This is a genomic window from Nocardia sp. NPDC004722 (assembly GCF_053601505.1).
In genome coordinates this window covers 1-1474 of record NZ_JBSGBY010001053.1, presented here as the reverse complement: position 1 = coordinate 1474, position 1474 = coordinate 1, and the positions used below count along the sequence as shown (strand labels likewise).

Genomic DNA, 1474 nt, shown 5'->3' with positions numbered 1-1474 from the left:
CCGGGTGGAATCCTCGACGCCGCGCAGCAGCCGCTCGACCTCGGCGTCCTCGCCGGGCGAGTCCAGTCGCACCCACTCCCCGGCGGTGAATTCCGCACCCCCGCACAGCACCTCACGCCACGACACCACGCGCGCCGCCGGGAGTCCGGCGCGGCGCACCGCGTCCTGGAACAACGTCACCCGCCGATTGCCAGGATTGCCGACCACCGCGAGGCGCACCCCCGCACCGCTCATTCGGCCACGGCGGTGTAGCGACGGTCGCGCGGATCGTCGGCGGCGTCCTCGGTTTCACTTTCGGTCAGATCCACGCTGACACCGTCGGGTTCCAGGGCCTTGCGCAGTCGTTCCTGCATGGACTCGGAGATGAAGTGGTGGTGCAGATCCAGGGTCCGCAGATGGGTGAGCGGCTGGCCGTTCAGCAGTGCCGCCGCACCCTCGTCGCCGAGCGTGCCCAGCGACAGATCCAGCGTCGACAGGCGCGCCACCACCGGCGCGGCGGCCACCGCGGCGGCGATCTCGTCCTGGATCTCGCTGTTGCGCAGGCCCAGATAGGTCAGGTTGGGGAACCGCTCACCCGAGAGCAGCGGCGCGAGGTCGGCGACCGTGGCGGTGCCACCGTAATTGGATACTCCCAGCCAGATTTCGAGATGTTCCAGCGCGGGCAGGGTGCTCGCCGCGATTCCGCGCACCACCGCCGCGTCCAGACCACCGGTCTCCACGGTCAGGGTGCGCAGCTTGGCGTGCTCGGTCGGGGGAAATGCCAGGTGCTCGCCGCCGCGCACCCGAAGTTCTTCCAGTTCAGGGAAATTGGCCAGCAGCGGCGTGACGTCGGACTGCTGGATCCAGGAGATCTCGGCCTCTTCGTAGGTGATGTCGCCGACGAAGAGGGCGCGCAGCGCGGGGAACTGGTCCTTCACGGCGATCAGTTCCTCGATCACCATGGTGGAGGGATGGTCGTAGGCCTCGCCCCACAAGCCGACGATCAGCGCGACCACCCGTGTGGTGTCGACCTCGGCGCGGAAGCGGGCGAACGCCTGCGGCCAGGTCTCCTCGGAATCCCCGTACGGCTCGATCGCGATGGCCCAAGCCGCCGCGGCCGGGGCAGGCCAGTTCTCACGCGCCTCCGCAGGCGCGTCCGCCTCGGGGTAGCCGAAGACGGGCAGGCCGTGAAATTGCTGCAGGTGTTCCGAAATGGTCATGTGACGGGCTCCGTACGCCGTGGCGGTGGTTGATCCTGCTGTGCAGCCAGTTCTACCAAGCCCGCCCGACAATTGCCGGAAGAGGGCCAGCAGCGGCGTGAATTGTCGTACCCCGGCGCTAGTTTCGACAGCAAGCCGGACGCATCAGCACCGGCGAGAATCCGGGGAGGACCTCATGTTCCGTCAGGGCGATGTACTGATCATGCCGATCAGGCGCGCAGGCCGCCAACGCCGCCGCGCGTTCCCTGGTCGTCTCTCCGCACCGCGCGGGCGGC

1 protein-coding gene and 1 pseudogene are annotated in these 1474 nt (G+C 68.8%); both read right to left on the bottom strand.

Translation table 11 applies throughout. From position 1 onward, the window contains the following. Positions 1–234 (bottom strand): annotated as a pseudogene (locus ACWELQ_RS45580) (STM4014 family protein); the annotation flags it as partial. After that, the gene (locus ACWELQ_RS45575; protein ID WP_452403172.1) at positions 231–1199 is read right to left on the bottom strand and encodes an STM4015 family protein; all 969 of its coding nucleotides are present in this window, start codon (positions 1197–1199) and stop codon (positions 231–233) included. The gene ACWELQ_RS45575 and the pseudogene ACWELQ_RS45580, both read right to left, overlap by 4 nt. Positions 1200–1474: the final 275 nt, after the last annotated feature.

Bases quoted from the DNA above. Each gene is read 5' to 3' on its own strand.
- ACWELQ_RS45575 (WP_452403172.1), bottom strand. From the start codon at position 1,199: ATGACCATTTCGGAACACCTGCAGCAATTTCACGGCCTGCCCGTCTTC.